This is a genomic window from Siphonobacter sp. BAB-5405 (assembly GCF_002872335.1).
Classification (GTDB): domain Bacteria; phylum Bacteroidota; class Bacteroidia; order Cytophagales; family Spirosomataceae; genus Siphonobacter.
On the sequence record NZ_NJAG01000053.1, the window covers coordinates 1 to 18,642 of the forward strand.

Annotated in this window: 18 protein-coding genes; 15 read left to right on the top strand and 3 right to left on the bottom strand. The window is 47.0% G+C overall.

Features of this window, described 5'->3' with window-relative positions:
* Positions 1-41: 41 nt before the first annotated feature.
* From BWI97_RS24775 to BWI97_RS24785, 3 genes are all read right to left on the bottom strand, one after another.
* Positions 42-488, bottom strand: coding sequence for a hypothetical protein (locus BWI97_RS24775; protein WP_102203231.1), 447 nt, complete (start codon positions 486-488; stop codon positions 42-44).
* A 75-nt stretch (positions 489-563) separates the two neighbouring features.
* The gene (locus BWI97_RS24780) at positions 564-1,664 is read right to left on the bottom strand and encodes a DUF2235 domain-containing protein (protein WP_102203232.1); all 1,101 of its coding nucleotides are present in this window, start codon (positions 1,662-1,664) and stop codon (positions 564-566) included.
* A 138-nt stretch (positions 1,665-1,802) separates the two neighbouring features.
* Positions 1,803-2,078 carry a hypothetical protein gene (locus BWI97_RS24785; protein WP_094812706.1) on the bottom strand — a complete coding sequence of 92 codons (276 nt, stop codon included), beginning with the start codon at positions 2,076-2,078 and terminating at the stop codon, positions 1,803-1,805.
* Between the two features lie 656 nt (positions 2,079-2,734).
* Here BWI97_RS24785 and BWI97_RS29030 point away from each other — a divergent pair.
* The 15 genes from BWI97_RS29030 (at position 2,735) to BWI97_RS24850 (ending at position 18,637) form a co-directional block, all read left to right on the top strand.
* Positions 2,735-3,343: a WecB/TagA/CpsF family glycosyltransferase gene (locus tag BWI97_RS29030; protein ID WP_255403213.1), complete on the top strand. Its 609-nt coding sequence runs from the start codon at positions 2,735-2,737 to the stop codon at positions 3,341-3,343.
* Positions 3,315-3,491 (top strand): WecB/TagA/CpsF family glycosyltransferase, encoded by a 177-nt coding sequence (locus BWI97_RS29035; RefSeq protein ID WP_255403218.1) that lies wholly within the window; start codon positions 3,315-3,317, stop codon positions 3,489-3,491. The genes BWI97_RS29030 and BWI97_RS29035 overlap by 29 nt, the downstream gene beginning before the upstream one ends.
* A gap of 599 nt (positions 3,492-4,090) precedes the next feature.
* Positions 4,091-4,987 carry a hypothetical protein gene (locus BWI97_RS24795; protein WP_102203233.1) on the top strand — a complete coding sequence of 299 codons (897 nt, stop codon included), beginning with the start codon at positions 4,091-4,093 and terminating at the stop codon, positions 4,985-4,987.
* A gap of 348 nt (positions 4,988-5,335) precedes the next feature.
* Positions 5,336-5,590, top strand: a complete 255-nt coding sequence (locus BWI97_RS24800) for a hypothetical protein (protein WP_102203234.1) — start codon at positions 5,336-5,338, stop codon at positions 5,588-5,590.
* A 245-nt stretch (positions 5,591-5,835) separates the two neighbouring features.
* Positions 5,836-6,732, top strand: coding sequence for a glycosyltransferase (locus BWI97_RS24805; protein ID WP_102203235.1), 897 nt, complete (start codon positions 5,836-5,838; stop codon positions 6,730-6,732).
* Positions 6,733-6,900: 168 nt separating this feature from the next.
* Positions 6,901-7,152, top strand: coding sequence for a hypothetical protein (locus BWI97_RS24810; RefSeq protein WP_146011024.1), 252 nt, complete (start codon positions 6,901-6,903; stop codon positions 7,150-7,152).
* A 59-nt stretch (positions 7,153-7,211) separates the two neighbouring features.
* On the top strand, positions 7,212-8,363 hold the full coding sequence (locus BWI97_RS24815; RefSeq protein WP_102203237.1) for a right-handed parallel beta-helix repeat-containing protein: 1,152 nt from the start codon (positions 7,212-7,214) through the stop codon (positions 8,361-8,363).
* 1,486 nt (positions 8,364-9,849) lie between these two features.
* On the top strand, positions 9,850-12,141 hold the full coding sequence (locus tag BWI97_RS24820) for a tyrosine-protein kinase family protein (protein ID WP_102203238.1): 2,292 nt from the start codon (positions 9,850-9,852) through the stop codon (positions 12,139-12,141).
* 31 nt (positions 12,142-12,172) lie between these two features.
* Positions 12,173-12,853, top strand: coding sequence for a sugar transferase (locus tag BWI97_RS24825; protein ID WP_094812718.1), 681 nt, complete (start codon positions 12,173-12,175; stop codon positions 12,851-12,853).
* Positions 12,854-12,992: 139 nt separating this feature from the next.
* On the top strand, positions 12,993-13,913 hold the full coding sequence (locus BWI97_RS24830) for a glycosyltransferase family 2 protein (protein ID WP_158242841.1): 921 nt from the start codon (positions 12,993-12,995) through the stop codon (positions 13,911-13,913).
* A gap of 28 nt (positions 13,914-13,941) precedes the next feature.
* Positions 13,942-14,598 (top strand): oligosaccharide flippase family protein, encoded by a 657-nt coding sequence (locus BWI97_RS29040; RefSeq protein ID WP_255403216.1) that lies wholly within the window; start codon positions 13,942-13,944, stop codon positions 14,596-14,598.
* The gene (locus BWI97_RS29045) at positions 14,580-15,314 is read left to right on the top strand and encodes an oligosaccharide flippase family protein (protein WP_255403217.1); all 735 of its coding nucleotides are present in this window, start codon (positions 14,580-14,582) and stop codon (positions 15,312-15,314) included. The genes BWI97_RS29040 and BWI97_RS29045 overlap by 19 nt, the downstream gene beginning before the upstream one ends.
* A gap of 15 nt (positions 15,315-15,329) precedes the next feature.
* Positions 15,330-16,487 carry a glycosyltransferase family 4 protein gene (locus BWI97_RS24840; protein ID WP_094812722.1) on the top strand — a complete coding sequence of 386 codons (1,158 nt, stop codon included), beginning with the start codon at positions 15,330-15,332 and terminating at the stop codon, positions 16,485-16,487.
* A 27-nt stretch (positions 16,488-16,514) separates the two neighbouring features.
* Positions 16,515-17,756: an O-antigen ligase family protein gene (locus BWI97_RS24845; protein WP_094812724.1), complete on the top strand. Its 1,242-nt coding sequence runs from the start codon at positions 16,515-16,517 to the stop codon at positions 17,754-17,756.
* Entirely contained in the window at positions 17,753-18,637 is an 885-nt protein-coding gene (locus BWI97_RS24850; RefSeq protein ID WP_094812726.1) for a glycosyltransferase family 2 protein, read from the top strand. The genes BWI97_RS24845 and BWI97_RS24850 overlap by 4 nt, the downstream gene beginning before the upstream one ends.
* Positions 18,638-18,642 lie beyond the last annotated feature (5 nt).

Below are 18,642 nucleotides of genomic sequence, written 5' to 3' on the forward strand. Positions count from 1 at the left end.
GTATCGCCGAGTTGTCCCAGCGGACCCTGCAAATGTGCCAGTTACTCAGCACGTACGGGTTCCGTCCGTTCGTCCGTATACGATGCACCCAARGGTACCGCCGAAAGCTGATGATGCGATACACTGATCCCCGGAACGATGGGATCCAGATGAATTTTGCGGGGATTGGATACCCGTTCATCCACCACCAGAAACGAAGCCTGGAAACTTCGCTCCAGTACATCGGTCGGGACTTCCTGACCATCTACTACGATGGCCCCGGGAATGAGTATTGTGCCGAGCGAAGGCAGCACTTCCGGCTGTACTTTCGTTTCGACTGTAAACTGGATGACTACTTCCCGGCTTCTTTTTCCATCCACACACTTGTACCCTATCCCAATGGAAGAAATGTTCTTGTCCAGTAAATAATCCGCTCCCCGTGTCCGGACAAACTGTTTGAGTTTCTCCATGAAGTTCGGGGTGTACGTTGTTTGGTTTTGCTGAGCCATGGGTTCGGATAAAAGTTAAGGCGACTCTCCTACAACGCTCAAACGCCCGGCTTGTTTCCAGTTGCCAGCATTGGTTTACACTTCCGCCAGTGGGACCGACGGTCGGTTTACTCTGACCTGGCTGAGCACCCGTCCGGCATCGTCCACGACATCATATTCGGCGGGCAGATTGCCGGGCTGGTACTTAGTCGTGGGATGGTGCAGACGATACAAAACGGATTCGTGTAAACGTGGATACAGCAGCTGCGTCTGGTCCCGCGTTGCTTCGGCAGCGGGAATGGTACGGCTACCGTTTAAAAAGGGAAACAGTTTCCAGGGCATCCGCCGATGCGGCCAGTGAAGGGTGGCCAGAGCGTCGTCGAGTCGGGCGATGCCTTCCAGATCGGTAAAATCGTTCAGTAGCAGGCCATGCCCGTATGCCCGTTTCATCATCCAGCGAAGCGGGAGGTTAGCCATGCGTCGTTTAGTATCGGGATCGGATTGGTATCCGCCCCCCACATCCGAATGAGCTCCGGCAAACCACACCTGCTCCATGCGATCCAATCCCTCGGGCGGACTCCAGCGAATGGGATTAAACAGACTCCGGCGGCGATCATCAATGGACAGGGCCTGACAGGCGTACCGCACCTGACTCGATAGAATGGTATCCCGGAAATAGTCGGGTAAGGGGCTCAAGTATCCTTTTCGCAAAACGGTACTTACGGTATCCCAAACGCCCAGGAAATGGACGTCTACGGTTCGCGAGAGAATGTCCCGGAAGTTTTTGGCTTGCCCCTCATTATTCCGTCGCCGGAATATTTTAAAAGCATAGTCGATGAGATTCGTATTTCGTTTGTGCAGAATGCCGCATTTGGCCAGGAGTCCCGTCAGTACGCGAACGGTATAAGCTCCCCGACTAAAGCCGAAGAGGTAAATACGGTCGCCGGCTTCATAGAAGTTCATCAGAAATTCATAGGCCTGCTTTACGTTTTCGTCTACCGTCCAGCCGGTAATCTGGTCCCAGCCATCCAGGAACGAATACCCGCGAGTGCCCACGCCCGGATCGTAGTAGGCAACCTGCCGTTGCGAATCAATATCCTTGAGGTGGCAGAACAACTGCATAACGTTGGAGGTACGGTTCGGCTCGTCAAGCTCGTTGGCCGTTCCATCACAACAGATGATGATGTTTTTACGCATATGGGTTGAAGGTATCCAGGCAGAAACCTGAATGTCCCTGCCTTCCAAAGATGAATAGAAATTCGTTTTTCTGCCTTGATCCTGAGGGCTTTTATAAACGAAACCAGCCCTGTACCTGCGGAACTGTTTTGAACTGCTTTACTGGCAGGGCGTATTGTTAAAATCCTCCAGCGTCTGCCTCGAAAGACCCGTGTAATACGTGGGGCAGGTTTTAAAAAGATCGTTAATCGCAGCTTTATAAGCCTCGCAGGTGTTTTTGCCCGGATTGCTGACGTAGGCATTGGCGGCGGCGGCTATTTTTTCCGCGTGGTTTTCGCAGGCGTTCGTAGCTCCGGGACCACTTTTCGAACAGCTCGTCAGGCTGAAGAACAGAATGCCTAGTCCGAAAACATACACGCTTTGTTGCTTTTTCATAGGATTGATAGATTTGGTTGAACGTCTACCGGGCCTTACCCGGTAGCAACAAAGGTAACGGTTGCTCCGGAGGAGGACCAATCCCCAATTTGAGGTACGGAAGCCAGTGAACGAGGAACATCGGAACGCTTTGATGCGGACAGGGGAGGGCCCCTATTCTTTACCCTGGAAAAGTTTTGTGAAATTTTATTTATCCCTCTTAGTAGGTGCGATTGTTTCCTAAAGTATTTTCATACTAGGCTTTCTGATTCTGATCAACGCGGTCAATATGAAATAAAACCAGTGAATATTAGGTATTTACAAAATTAATCAATTAATTTGGCCTTGCTGAGCGAGCATACCACACCGTCACCCCCCTTGTCCGCTTAGCTCCCAATCCCCTACAAAGTACCCTCCAGGTCTGGATGATTCGCCCGATAACCCGGACGCTGTAGTCCAGCCTGAAAAACAATATGGCCTGTAGTCGGTTTAAGTATTCGCTACCAAACCGGTACAAACCAAATTCAATCCGTCTTCGTCGGCCGCCACCGCCGCAGCAGAAAATATCCCGGCCCCTGAACAGGGGGCTGAATTTTCATTTTGCCGAGTAATGTCAGCGATCAAAGTCGCTAAAGGTTTTCTGTGTATAGTACCGGTTGAGCTGTCACCCTCATCGCATGAAAAAGAAACTTATTAGTATTGATTTGACGACGGGTAATTACGCCAGTTTCATTGATCGTCAGATTACCATGGCCCAACAACGAACGTCAACCTATACCTGCGTTTCGAACGTACACATGCTGGTTGAAGCGTATCGGGACGCATCCTTTGCGGAAGTAGTCAATCAGGCAGACATGGCTACTCCCGACGGACGGCCACTCACCTGGGGTCTTAAATTAATTCACGGTTTTGATCAGGATCGGGTGGCCGGGCTTGATTTAATGCCTGATTTGATTGCCGAAGCGGAGAAAAAAGGAATTCCCGTTTACTTCTACGGAGGAACGCCGCAGATGCTTGAAGCTACTGACCGCTATCTCAAAAAGACACATCCTCAATTACAGGTAGCAGGCTATTATAGCCCCCCTTTCCGCCCCCTGACTGCTGTCGAAGAAAACGAGACTGCTGCCATGATTAATCGCAGTGGAGCCCAACTCGTTTTTGTAGCATTAGGTTGCCCTAAACAGGAACGATGGATGGCCGCGATGAAAGGTAAAAATTCAGGCCGCCATGATTGGTATTGGTGGAGCCCTGCCTATGATGGTAGGTTTACAATCCAAGGCACCTAACTGGATGCGGGCATCCGGGCTGGAATGGGTCTACCGATTCATGCTTGAGCCACGGCGGCTGTTTAAACGTTACGCTGTCACCAACAGTACGTATATCTGGCTGGTGACGCGGGCGATGCTCCAACCCAAGGCTCGGGCAAACGCCTGACACAGGCCAGTATCTGGTAGATACAAAAAAATCGAAATAGTATATTTTTAAGCAGGCTTTCACAAAAGCTACAGGTTATATACGAAGAAAAACGGGTATACACTTGGCAATCTCGGGTTGAAGCTTTAACTTAACCCCGTCATTATGAGGATATACCGTCATTCTCTTCACTTTTTACCGCTTTTCTTACCGCCCATAAGATTAGTCATAGTTTAGTCAGTTATTGTACAAAATCCAGATTGTCATAAGGACGATCAAATGCACCGTAAGGTACAGGCATCCTGGTTTTCACCGCTAAACTGTGATCGCTTTTACCCGAACGGGAAATGTCAGGCTTACGAGCTGAACGAATATGGGAGATCACTTCCCCAATATACGTTTATTTCAGTCTGGCATGATTATTGTATGTTAATATTCTGAGTATTTTACTAGGCATGCCGTTACATGAGCTAAAGAATACCTGAATTATTAGTAACCGCTTTCATCCATACTTTTTCCGCCAGAAGTAGGACAGTTATTTGCGTAATGTTCGATACTAAACTCTTTGCCGGTATTCCCCTGATTATGGGTTATACTGCTGCAAAGAACCTGGAAAAAGTATGTCTATACTAAAGCCTTCTCTTACTAACATATACAGCGAAGACTTCCAGAATAGCTATTACAGCTTTCCGGTCGAAGCTACGCTGGAAACTCCTGAGCATCCGGGTGTACTCACTCTTCGTGCTCCGGAAGGGTACGTGTTGAAGACAGAGGCATCAGACACCTACCAGGGAGAACTGGAATTGAACTATGAATTGCAAAACGATGGTCGCTGGCTGGTTCAGCAACAAGTAATACTTCAGTCTCTGGTACGGGAGGGAGGTCGATTAACACTCCAAAATAAATGTCAGGAACTGAAGCACATTTTCATTGAATCCCGGCATGGTCTTGAAATCGGCACGACGACGATGGATTTTTATCCGGTTAAGGTGTTGAAACCTCAGTTCGGACTTTTAACCATTCGAACTCTTACCACGGACCTACCTATTCATATTCAAACAGACCGACCTGATCTGTTTCAGGTAGCAAGCGACGAAAGACCTGAGTACCTACCTGGATTACGGATGATTCCCCAGAGTAAAAATACGTATATTCATATACGTTACCTATCAGATCGCCTGTTTGCCAAGCCGCAGATCGCTACTCTCTTCATTCAAACACAATCAGAAACACATGAGGTGATGTTGACAGCTCATCCCATGAGTCGCCTGTCTACGATGGCCAAATCTTCTGCCTGGATGGTTAGAGGAGGAGGATCCATGCTATTGGCAAGTAGTCTGTTTTTTGGCTTGTATACAATTTATCAGCATCGTTGCGAATGGTTTCCAGGACTTTGTGAGCAGAAGGTAATGCAGAGCAGGCCTGTGATAATATCGGTCTCCGAACTACCCGAAAAGCCATTGGCAAAAGTTGACCCGGAGAAGACCAGTACAAAAAAAAACTTTCAGGAAGGCTAAACGCAAACGACCGCATCCGCTTAAAACGTCTACCCCGAACCGTTCATTCACTCCAGCTGAAGCCTCAGTACATGAGGAAAACCATTTGGAAAAAGTAGTAGAACAACCGCTTTTAGATACCTACCCACGCCCATTTATGAAAATAGTATTGACCCATTTTTCTTTCTCTTCGGTATACTTTCTGTATTTGCTCAAACTGCCCGTGCAACGAGTCAGTCTATTTGCTACATCAAACTAGCAAATACATCAGGGGAAGCACATAAATCTTCAGAATCCACTGGTTCGTTAAAAAGAGCAGTTTCGGCCTGTGTCAACTACACATATCGGCAGGCACTAGCAAATAAACTTTTGGATTTACATTACGAAGATTCTCAAGATTCAGATCACGCACTTCTTTTATTTAACAAGTCACTTAATCCATACGCGAAGCTAAACTGTGTTGCCAATGCCTGGGCTATTAACGACGTTAGCCAGGATATTTTGGGTAAAAAAACCTACGCGGATACTCAGCCTGCTGCTTCTGCTTTACCACTAGCAATTCTCGAAAACAACGCTTACGAAGAGTCGATTGATTTCGAATTTGGAATGCGGGATGAATCCTGAAAATACGTTGTCAGCTCTAACTATGATTCACCAATAAATAGATGATGTTTTGAGTCTTTTGCAGGAAGGCATTTAATGAAAGCTCAGACGTGGAAAAGTAATCAGAACGATTAGTCTTTATATTAGATATGAGTATTGGTTTGGCAACAAATAAATACTCGTAAAAATCAACAAAAAGCACAAATTCACAGTTGCGAAGGGGGTTTCATATACCCCATAAATCAACCTAAATTTTCAAAATACGTATGAATGCACCCGTCGTTTTATTTGCTTACAAACGGGCCCGAGAATTACGAGCTACCGTCGAAGCTTTGAGGAAAAATCATTTAGCCGCTGAAAGTGATTTATTTATTTTTGTAGATGCTCCCAAAAAAGCAGAAGATTGGCCGAAGGTGTACGAAGTCCATCAGGTACTCGATGAACTGACTGGTTTCAAAAGTATTTATCGGGATTACGCTAAATCCAATATTGGTTGTGCGGATTCAATCATTCGTGGTATTAGTTACGTTTTAGATCGATACCCAACGGCTATTATAGTAGAAGACGATTTAATTACTGCTCCCAACTTTCTGGACTACATGAACCAGAGTTTAAAGCAGTACGAAAACGATAAAAAAATCTATTCGATTGCGGGCTATACGTTTCCTTTTGAACGTCCTTCGGATTATCCTTACGAGTCTTATTTCGTTCCCAGACATAGTCCCTGGGGCTGGGCTACCTGGCGGGATCGCTGGCAATCCATTGACTGGGAATTGGTAGATTACCCTGAATTCCGTCAGGATAAATACCAGCAAAAAGCCTTTAATCAGGGTGGTTCGGACCTGGTAAAAATGCTGGAAGATCAAATGGAAGGGCGTTCGGATGCCTGGGATATTCGTTTCTGCTATAACCGGTATAGAGCGAATGGATTAACGGTCTATCCAACCATTTCAAAAGTGCAGAATATTGGTTTTGGCCACGAGGCTACGCACACCAATATTTACAACCGCTATAAAACCACGCTTGATCAGGGTTCACAGCGTCAATTCAAGCTTTCGCCGCAAGTAGAAGCTACCCCGTACTATCACCAGAAAACGTTACAACGGTATAGTGTAGTAACGCGTATTTACAACAAACTTAAAACATACGCAGGGATGCGTTAAGGTATGTTCTGTAATGGATCAAGGGTGTTCTTAAGTGATCTATAATCCCTTGGTATAAGGTATCATACAGCGAATAATTCGTCTATTCAACAAGATTCGTTCATTCGCTGCATGGTCTTTATAAACCTAGATCAGGATTTACTGATCCCTCTTTCCCATCCGATAACCATGAAAAAACTACCTTATATTTCAGGGCTATGTTCCCTGATGATCATTTTTTGTATCGGTGCTTCCTGCAAGAAGCCTGATGATAACTTTAAAGAACCAGTTGAGCAACGGACTGATACCCTCACTGTGGCCCAGTTAAGGGACTTTAGTTCACTCCCTTTACCCACCGAATTTATATTACAAATGCTCGGCAACAAGGCTATTATAATCTGGATCAGGGGGATCGAAAAACGGCTGACAACCTGGGCGTAACGCTGGTTACTGCTCACGGCATTCGGTACAAACGTGACTATTCAGGCCCGGCGAATGCGTTGTGGTTTGATGTACTTCCCTCGGATGATGATATCGGTCCGGAACTTCAAAACGCGGTGAATGGAGCTGATGATGTATTTATTCCCGACGGATCGTACCGTCAACGCACTACGGTACGCTTACGCAGCAACATGAAACTGCAGGCCAATCCGGGAAAAGTTTTGATTACGTTACCCGCTACGTATGTGTCACTGGCAAACGCTATTGATCCTAAAATAGATTTGAAGAATGTCGTTATTGATGGCTTATCCTGGAATGTCACCACGCGTGAAAACGGAGTATTCGGTACTATCTATATTGATAGTCCGAATGTAGCTAATTTAACCATTCAAAACTGTACGAGTAAAGATTACGATTCAAAGGATAGTACCAACTGGCTAACGCTGAAAATTCCCGCTGGTAAATCGGCTGAAAACATTGTAGTTAAAAATAACGTAGTACGGGCCAGACGTATGGGTTGTGAGATATTTAATCACGATAACTATAACAAATACGTCGGGAAAAATATCGAGGTAAGTAACAACACGTTTTACGACTGCCATTTCGGTATTTCCTTATCGGGTCCCATGGAAAATATTACCGTCGAAAATAATACAGTTAAAAACTGTAGTTTATACGGAATTGAAATTGCTGGTGCCTTGCGTAATGTAAAAGTGAACAGTAATAAGTTTGAAGGGAAATTCGACAAGTTCTTTATCGGGTCAAATGATGGAAATGGTAATGGTAGTGTGACCGGAGGAATGATTGTTACGTCGAATGAAACCGTTGGTCGCTGCACGGGAGGAATCGCAATCTATAACGGTGGAGCATTCACTGTATCGAAGAATAAGTTTAACATGACCGGTATGATTGAAATTTCTCATTCCTCGAATGGTGGAACGTTCAGCGAGAATACGGTCGAGAGCTTATCCAGCAAAGTAATTATTTGTGATAATACCTCCAATAATCGCTTTGTGAATAATGTAATTTCCAATCGCAACGCTTCCTCCAATCAGGCTGTATTCATGGCTTACGGTAATAAATCACTCAACCACGTTTTAACTGCCAATCGCTTTACCAAAGGCCCGGGTGGTAAGTATATGGAAGGTGCGGATGGTGGAACGTACAGGGCTTCCGATAATCAGGACGAATCAGGCAAACCCGTACAATGAGCAACCAATAAAAAACACGCGTATCTGAAATCTAGTAATTTCAGATACGCGTGTTTTTTATTGGTTTTATGAAATCTTCTTGCTAAACTTATCTAAATGTTCACTGATACTTAACCTCCCATTTATTACTTTCACGTAAAAAGTTTGTTAACATTTAGTACTTATATAAATAAAATCCAATTCTTTACTGTTCCTAATCAATATTTACTTACTTAAAAACGGTAAATGTAAATATATTGATTTAAATTATAACAATTATACGAATGTAGAAATAATGCCTTAGCAACGGGAATAATTGTTCCCATTTTTTACATTCATTACCACAGGGTATTGTGAAATAATAAAAAAAAAGCTTTACCTTTATATCGTCGCCTTCTTACGTTTATCTCTTCGCACATTTTTGAATAATAGTGGTAAGTTCCTAGTGATTAACCAATTGACTATTCTTCAAAAAGTTCAATTAATGAATCAGATACTGAATTACGTTTTGAGCTTACGTATAGCAGTTGAGTTGGCATGACCTTTTAACGATTCTTAGTTGGTAAAGAAATTTAATTTGTTTGTTCATATCCGCCCCGAACGAACGTACTTTAACTAATCCTTTACTAACTTGGTACTATTGTTGAGTCAAGAATGAGCTTTTTGAAAACATTTGTTTATCATTCATTAACAAGTACACTCGTTATCATTCCATTGATTGTCTTTTCTACCCGCCAGTAGGTGGTGCCTCGCCGGTACCGAATTCCGCTAGTAGTTTCGCCGCTACCTGCTATTTGTTTAGTCTGCGTACCTGAGTTGGATACTGTAATGAATTGCATTCCCTATTTCTCCGGAATTGGGAAATGATTTTTTTATTAAGCAGTCCATTTGGCTCTCGCGTACTTAGCCTTTTGATCGTTATTTTGAATACTGTCCTCACGTATTCAACTGGCACCATATTGTCCTTTTATAACCCTGTTCCTTCAACCTGATCAAACGGGTTTTAGCCCATACACTTAGGTAAGAATGTATTGCGTCAACTCATGAATAGTATACCGTTTTTCCGCCTATCGAAATCCGTTTCGTTCGCTATATCCCTTAATGCTTATGACTGGAAAACTACACTGATCTATACACCTATCCTTGCATGCACCTCTTTTCTGCCAGTTGCTCACAGGCACTGGGTTCCCTTTCTTAAGTCGGCCGCAGCACAGACTTTCGGAAAAGCAGGTCATATTATGTCTTTGATTCAAACGAAATCCTTCATCGTAACTTTTCTGAAGGCAACAGGCCTTGACCAGGCTCCAGTGCAGGGGTGTTCCGTTCGTCCAATTCCAAGCCAGATGCTTCTTTTTCCGGCCTTTGTAAGTCACGCCTGAGAAAGTCAATGCCTGTTCACTGCCTGTTATGTCCGCCTCACATACCGACGTTTATCCAAGACTTTAATTATTCTGTTTTAGCGACGTGTCAGTAAGACTCGTTTCCTACTCACATCACCTGAATACGTATGCAAGCCAAACCAAATCCGCCTTACGAATCTTATCAAGTAGTCGACTCTAAGGGTATCAATCTTAGGGCTTCCTTACTTCCCTATTTAAACCGCTGGCCTTGGTATGTCGTATCGCTCGTCCTGGCATTTGCCGGAGCATACGTGTATCTGCTGTTCAAGCAACCCATTTATCGCAGTGAACTGAGTCTGTTATTACAGGATGAAAAGAAAGGCAACGTTCAGGCGAATCCACTTAAAGAACTGGATGTATACACCTCCAAAAAAGCCGTTGAGAATGAGATTGAGGTACTGACTTCCTCTTCGCTCATGGGCCAAGTGGTAGATGCCCTGCAATTACAGGCCAAGTACTTCCATCAAACGTCTTTTGGTAAGCGGGAGATTTTTGAGGAATCGCCCGTAACGGTTCTGGTCGAGAAACCCAAGAACACCCTTTATAAAAAGCCACTGGAGGTGAGTTTCCTCAACAATAAGCAGGTGAACATCGACGGGAAGGTATATCCCCTGAACGCCAGTATTCAGCTGCCCACTGGACAAATTCGTGTACTTACCCGGCAGGCAGTCAATGCTCAGACCGAACCGTTATCCGTGCAGCTCCTGCCGCGAAACGCAGCCGTTAAAGGTTATCTGGGAAATCTGAAAGCAGAAGCTACCAGTAAGACGTCTTCCGTCGTGCATCTCAAACTCGAAGATGCCGTACCCGAAAAAGCTGACGCTATTCTGAATAACCTCGCTAAAGCATATAATGATCGCACCGTCGCTGATAAAAACCGTGTAGCCACGCAGACGATTCAGCTGATTGAAGACCGGCTTCGGACGGTATCGGGCGATTTGTCTAGTGTAGAGAAACGCGTTGAACAATATAAATCGGCTCGCTCTATTACCGATCTGGGTACGCAGGCATCTACTTTTCTGGAGTCAACCCAACAAAACGATAATCTGCTCAATCAGGTAAACATTCAATTGGCTACCCTGAATGATTTACAGAAATTCATCAGTACGCAATCGGATGAGCAGGGTTTGACTCCCGCTACGGTGGGTCTGAATGATGTGGTACTGTTGGGGCAAATTGACAAGCTTTCGCAATTGCAGTTACAGCGGCAGCAACTCAGTCAGACGACTACTGAATCCAATTACATGATTAAGGGGATTGATGATCAGATCCGCTCTACGCGGCAGAACATCAGTCAGAACGTACAGACGATGAAGAGTATGCTGCTCAATACCCAAAAGCAGTATGAGCAGAAAAATGCCCGGCTCGAAAACAGCATCCGTGACATCCCCCAACAGGAACGTTTGCTGATCGATATCACGCGTCAGCAATCCATCAAGAATAACCTGTACAACTACCTGTTACAGAAGCGTGAAGAAATGGCCGTGGCTTTTGCCGCGAGCATTCCTGAAAATCATACCATCGATCCAGCAGAGAGCGGAGCAACGCCCGTAAAACCCGTTGGTATCGTAATGTATGCCCTGTTTGGTTTGATTGGATTTCTGGTACCCACGGCAGCCATTGCGGGTAAAGGAGCACTCAACGGTCGCGTGATGCGTCGGGTAGATGTGGAAGGCGTAACCCGCGTTCCTATCCTGGGCGAAATCATGAAGAAACGGGAGAAAGATCAGCTCGTTATTGCTCAGCATAGCAAATCGATTATTGCCGAGCAGATTCGTACCATTCGTACCAACCTCCACTTACGTCGGGGTGAGATGGACGAAAGCCACGTTCTCCTGTTTACGTCCAGCATTAGTGGTGAGGGCAAATCCTTTATTTCCATGAACCTGGGAGCCAGTCTGGCCCTGATGAAGCAACCGACCGTTATTCTGGAAATGGACATGCGGATGCCCCGGATTCACCAGGTATTCGACGTGGAGAATGATATTGGCATCAGCGATTACCTCAATGAAGAAGCCTCCCTCGAAGAAATCCTGAGACCCGTTCCGGGCTATCCCAATTACTTCGTGATCCCGAGTGGTCCACTGCCGCCAAACCCCTCTGAATTGTTGAGTGGTCACCGACTGCCCCAGCTTCTGCAGGAACTACGCGAACGCTTCTCGTACATCATCGTCGATGCTCCTCCGGTAGGTATTGTTACCGATGCCCAGCTCGTTTCACCGATGGCCGATGCTACGCTGTTTGTAATCCGTCACGGCGTAACGCCTAAAGCGGCCCTCAAGGAGCTGGACGTTTTGCACCGGGAACGTCGCTTCAACAACCTCAACATTATTCTGAACGGGGTTGCGGGCGGAGATTCGTATCACTACAACTACAAGAACAGTTACTCGTATAAATAGCGTTTGCCTTCATCCCATAACCCGCAATACGATGTCACTCACGATAAATAAGAAGGTGGTCCCGATACCGATCACGAATCAGACGCTCTTTACGCCTACGCATGCCCAACCCAATCCGACTCAGTTTTTCAAAAAACGGGTTTTTGATTTGGCCATTGCTAGCTCCGTAACGATTCTGGTGCTGGTCTGGCTGGTTCCGATTATCAGTCTTCTCATCAAGCTGACTTCTCCGGGCCCGATCCTCTTTGTTCAGCTGCGTACCGGACGGAATGGCAAACCTTTTCGCTGCTTTAAGTTCCGGACGATGCGGTACGAACAAAATGCGGATTTCAAACAGGCTACCCGCAACGACTCCCGCATTACTCCCCTGGGCCGTTACCTGCGGAAAACCAACCTGGACGAAATGCCACAGATTTTCAATGTCCTGCTTGGCGATATGAGTATTGTGGGTCCACGCCCCCACCCCATCGCTCTGGATGCCCAGTACTGGCACTCGATGCCTGGTTACAAGGAACGTTACACGGTTCTTCCCGGCATTACTGGCCTGGCCCAGTCCCGGGGAGCCCGCGGTGAAACCGAGCATCTGAGTAAAATGAAACAACGCGTTCGTTACGACCACCTGTACATTCATCGACAGTCCGCTCGCCTGGACGCTACCATTTGCTGGTGGACCATCAAAGCCGCCGCTACGGGTAATAAAAATGCCTTTTAACTGAATACCTGATTGAATCGCTACTTCAGCCTGCCTGCTGTTGTTTTAGTCTTATTTTATCTGAATCGTTTTTTGTGTATCAGTACGTTATCCCCCTTGTCGCTATCAACTCTATTGAATGGATAACCTGGTATTTCCAATGAAAAAAGTAGCTGCCGTTGTTGTTACCTACAACCGGCTCGAAGACCTCAAAGTTTGTATTACCAGTTTGCAGCAGCAGACCTTCCCGGTACAGACCATTTTTGTAATTAACAATGGGAGTACCGATGGAACGGCCGATTGGCTGGCAACCCAATCCGATCTGCTGGTTACTACGCAGGCGAACTGCGGCGGAGCTGGTGGCTTTGCAACGGGGATCGACACCGCCTATCAGGCCGGGTACGAGTGGATCTGGTGTATGGACGATGATTGCGTGGCTACGCCAGAGGCTCTACAGGCTCTGATGGAATCGCCGAATATTGGGCCCTGTATCAAAAATTGTATGTCGGTCAGTAATAAGGATCATTCCGAACTGGCCTTTTACGTCGATCGGCCCAACAAAAGTTATCGCAAAGTGGTTGATATGACCCAGGTGGACATGGTGTACGGTGTCGCTTCGTTTTTCAACGGCACGCTTATTCACCGGCAGGTAATCAAACACATTGGTCTACCCGACCGTAAGCTGTTTATCTGGGGTGATGAAGTCGAGTACATGACCCGGGCAATCAAAATGGGTTTTTCAGTAGTGACGGTTACCAACTCCGTTTTCTACCATCCCCCGTCCTTTGACCGGAATGGAATTCCCTGGCCCGGAGCCTGGAAACAGTACTACGCCGTACGAAATCAGCGACGCATTTTTCAGAATATGCACGGGAATAAGTACGGTATTATGGTTTTTCTGCAATGGTCGTTACGGGAAACTTTCGTCCAGCTTCGTTCCAAGCGAAAACACCGGATGTATGATTTTCTGATTTACAGTGAAGCTGCTCTCGACAGCATTTTTAACAATTTCAGAAAGTACCCTGATGGTATAAAAACGGTACGACTGTACCGCTTCCTTAATAAAAAAAGTACCGCTTAGCGAGGCCCCCATTAACCCGCCATTACCTATGATCGAAGAAAAAGTACTGGATGAACCCGTAAAAGAAAAGCCCCCGGTTGCCCTGTCCAAGTCGACCATGAAGCGTTTTGCCATCAATGTGGCTTCTCTCTTCAGTGTCAACGTGGCGAATATGTTGCTGCCGTTGCTTACGGTGCCTTACGTCGTTCGTATCATTGGACCCGAACGTCTGGGATTGCTCAATTTCTCCCAGGCGTATGTGGCGTACTTTACCTTATTGATCAATTATGGTTTTGATACGGCAGCGGTACGGGCCATTGCCGCCGATCGCCACAACAAATCGCTGGTCAACCAGATTTTTAGTGAAGTCATGACCGGCAAGGCCCTGCTCTGGGTACTTTCGACGATTATCTTTGGGGCCATTACGTATTTTGTGGAAGAGTTTCGGGCTCAGTGGTGGCTGCACGTTTGTACATATATCAGTTGTCTGGGCATTGTGCTCTTTCCAATCTGGCTGTACCAGGCCATGGAAGATCTGGGACGGGTGGCTATCTTCAATACCATTGTAAAGGTACTTTTCACGTTTACAGTGTTCATCTTCATCCGTGAACCCAACGATTACATTTATCAGAACCTCTCACTAAGCATCGCCCAGGTACTCATCAGCGTAGCTGCCTTTGTCGTACCTTGCGGCGGTTTGATCTGACGTACACCTTCCCATCCATTGCCCAGCTACTGAAGCGTTTCAAAGACGACAGTACGCTGTTTTTCACTTCGGTTGTGGCCACGATTTACGCGGGTTCCAATACCTTTCTGCTGGGTATTTTCTCAACGGCCTACAGCGTCGGGATTTTTTCGGCGGGTACCCGTATTGCGGGTATTACGCAGTCGTTCGTATCCCTGGCCCTGAGTCAGGCTTTCTTTCCCATCGTAGCCCGGGCTTTTGGTCAGGGTAAGGAAGAAGGACTTAAAGTAGTCCGGACCATCTTTTTCCCGGTCGTGGTATTGATGACGCTGATTACCATCGGACTGTACATCATCGCTCCCCTCTTCATTCACCTGTTTTACGGAGATCAGTTTGAAGAAGCCGTCGTTGTTTTACGTATTGTATCGATTCTACCCATTACCCTGGGTCTGAATAATTTGCTGGGGGTTCATACCATGATCAATCTGCGAATGGATAAAGCCTTTTTCCGTATATCTGCTCTTGCTTCTATTATTAGTTTGGGCTTAAATGCTTTGCTTATCAAGCAGTTAGGTCACATTGGCGTTTCCTACTCCTGGGTTATCACTGAGATTTTTGTCATCATGGCCTTTTACGTCCACCTGCGTTCGCAGGGAATTCAGGTCGTGAAGCTGGCCTACCTCCGGGAAGCGTTGGCTTTCAGTAAAGAACGTATTCAGAGTTTTCGGCAACGCTAACGAAATCATCCAGCCATGAACGTATTAATTGCTACTTTCTTAGTTCCTACCTCGCCTTCGGGCGTGGTGACCTACTGCCGGACGCTGGCGAAGGACCTGACCCGCGAAGGCGTGCAGGTTACGCAGGTGGATGCCTCGCATACGCCTACCGTCTGGAAGAAAGTGCTCGGCGTGCTCAAACGCATCATGCGTCCGCTGGGGGGAGCCTCCTCGGTAGTGTACGATGAGTTCGCTTACTTCACCGGTTTGTACCTGGCAACCCGTAAACTCCGCCATGCGGGCATCGACCTTATTCATGCTCAGGATGTACGCTCGGGCGTTGCCGCTTACCTGGCCCTGGGCCGCCGGACCCCGATTATGCTGACCTGTCATTTCAATGATGATCCGGTCAAGGAACTGGTACTGGCCTATGATCTGAAACCCTGGTTTACCCGCAAGCTGACGGCCTGGTACCAATACCTGTTCTCGTACGTAAAGAATTACGTATTCGTTTCCAACTACGCTTATACCCAGTCGCGGCACCTGTTGCCCGAAGACATTAGTAAACGCGTACTGCCGAATACGGTACAACTTGAAGGACTGTCCGTTTCCCGGACTCCCTCCCCTACCCTAACCATTACGAATGTAGGTCATATCGACGAACGGAAAAATCAGAAACTGCTGATTGAAATTGGTCACGAACTACGCTCGCGTAACCTTTCCAATTTCAACATCTGGCTGATTGGAGATGGCCCCAAACGCAGGGAATATGAGCAGCTCGCTGAAACGCTGGGCCTGAAAGAACAGGTAAAGTTTTACGGACGGCACGCCGCTCCCTGGCAGCTCGTTGCTCAGAGTGACCTGTACATTCACACGGCCCTGAATGATAACTGTCCGTATTCCATCATCGAGGCATTTGCCGTGCAGACGCCCGTACTGGCTCTGCCCGTCGGTGGGATTCCGGAAATGTTACCCGAATCAAACGGACCGTTGCGGGGTACCGACGCCCGGAGTCTGGCCAATGAAATTGCTCCGTATTTCGAAGCCGACAGACGGGCGAGTCTGGCCGAAGCTCAGGCCGTTCACGCTGATTACAAATTCAATCACCGCAAGTCGGTCAGCGAGTTGATTAACTTTTACCGGCAAACGGCTCAGGAGCCGTCGCTGGTTACGGCACAAGCCATTCCCGTTTAATAGGTCGAACCGCCCACAAGCCTTTCTATGGTCTGGATTTATCGCATTCTTTTATTCATACTCCTGTTTGGGGTCAGTGCTCTCAGCCACGGGGGCAATACGCTGAGCCCCTTTCTGGATAAGCTTACCAACGTGGTAGCCCTGATCGGCATACCCGCCCTGGTGCTTTGTTATTTACACTACCCTGCTTTTTTTAAAGTGATGGCCTGGCCGATGCTGCTGGGTGTCGTCCTGCTCGTACTCGAATCGAAGTACCTCTACGGTACCTGGATGTACTCGTATTTCGTCATCAAACGGTTCTTTTACAGTGGCCTGGCGATGGTTACGTATTACGTGGCTACGCAGGCCCGACCGTTTAAACTCAAGTATGCCAACTGGCTGATTTTTAGTTTTTACCTGATCAATCAGATTTTTCTCGGACAGATTTTTTCATATAGCCTGACCTCTGAAAGCCGTACGGTTACCGCTCCCGAATCCCTGTATCTGACCATTCCTTTCCTGTATTACATGATTATGTACTTACGGGAACATCGGCTCTCCGACTTTTTTAAATCCATCCTGACCTTCGCACTTATCGTTTTTCTGCTGCACCGCTCAGTCATCTCGGCGGCGGGTGCGGCGGCGTTTCTACTCGTGGTATTCGGCTTGTTTGGAAAAATCACTGAACAGGCTCTGCCCCTCGGCAAAACCCTGGGTACGTTTCTGGTGATGCTTTGTTTACTGGCTCCGGCGGTTACGCTACTGCCCGAAGCTAAAACGCAGGCTTTTCTTGAAAACGTCGGTGGAATTCTGGACCCCAAGGAAGACGAAACCGGCAGCTGGCGACTCGAACAGTCGGAATTTTACATCAGCAAGATTCCCGAACGCCTCATGCTGGGCTGGCGGTACGAAGGATATGACCGGGGCGAGATCATGGAAAACGAAGATTTCCCCGAAAAAGGCACCATCATTCACTCGCAGTACATCGACATGCTCTACAACTACGGAGCAGTGGGACTTTTCCTGAATATGTTATTGATTGTGGGTACGCTGGTGATCATGTACCGACGCAACGAAGTTTTCACAACCGAACAATCCACGTTGTTTGGCTTTCTCATCAGTGGACTGTTTTTCAGTATTTCGTACCAGTTGCCCGTGTACTTCTGGGGCTTTGTGGGACTGGCCATGTACTATGGGCTATTCCCGAACGAATCGGAGGATTTTGAACAGCCTTCCGAACCTGAGCTTGTCATTCTTACCGAAGAAACTATTAATTCCCAACCGTTATGATCAGCGTTGTCATCCCCGTCCATAATCGTAAAGCGTTCACCGAACAGTGCCTGGCCTGTCTGTCAGATCAAACGTACCGAAATTTTCAGGCCATCGTCGTGGATGACGGTTCCTCGGATGGTACGGCGGAAATGATCCGTCAGAAATTTCCCGACACCGTTATCCTGACCGGAGACGGAAGTTTGTGGTGGACGGAAGCAACCAACTGGGGCATTCGGTATGCCCTCCAACATCAGGATCGCAATGAGGCGAACTTTGTATTGACGCTCAACGACGATACCAAAATGGAACCGGATTACCTGCAATCGCTCCTGGATGCGTATGCCCGGTTTCAGCCCTGCCTTATTGGTTCAGTCAGTGTCAATAGCGACGAACCGAATAAACTTGAATTCTGCGGTACCGTTTGTGAACTGTACCTGGCGGGTGGCCGTCACATGGCCGAGGATTACAACTTTGATTATCAGGAACTCGTCAAACGTACCGATCACGTCGTATCGGATTCGCTGCCCGGACGCGGCACGCTGATTCCGATGGAGGTGTTCGAAAAAATCGGTCTGTTCGATTCCAGGAAATACATTCATTACATGTCCGATATTGATTTTTCGGTTCGGGCGAAAAAAGCCGGGTATCCGCTGATCGTCGATGTGAAAAGCGTGGTACAGGAATTCGTGAGTGCCAGTGGTATTCAGGTCGAGCGGATGATTACGACCAAGCAGTTCATCGAGAGCTTCACGTCCATCAAATCACCGACGAATCTGAAGGTTCGCTACAACTTCGCCATTGACCATTCCAAGACCAAACTCGTTTATTTCTGTTTCGACGTAGGACGCATTTGTGCCGGATTTTTCCTGCGTAAAATGCGATTGATGAAACCCTTATAAGCTGT